The 204-nt window shown below is 41.2% G+C and carries 1 protein-coding gene; it reads left to right on the top strand.

What is annotated here, in order from left to right; genetic code table 11:
* Window positions 1–11: 11 nt before the first annotated feature.
* Window positions 12–204: hypothetical protein (locus A3757_RS04675; RefSeq protein ID WP_156506178.1), on the top strand; the 193-nt coding region annotated here is incomplete at its 3' end.

The following is a 204-nucleotide window of genomic DNA, read 5'->3' as shown; positions in this document are numbered from 1 at the left end:
AAGCAGAGCTTGTGAAGGAAAATCTTGTCCACATTAATCAGAAGGTGACTGAAAGCGCTGATCAGATTAGTGCCAGTTTTACCGGAATATCTCAGAAATCTGAACGACAAAGAGAGCTCTTGTTAAAAGTTGTTGCTATGGTCCATGAGGATGAAACAACAAGTGGAGAAGAGCAAGTAACAGTCAGGCAATTTGCTGATGAGT

The sequence above is a fragment of the Oleiphilus sp. HI0117 genome, assembly GCF_001635235.1.
Note: the sequence above shows the minus strand (reverse complement) of the source record. Positions and strands in the feature narration are given on the sequence as shown.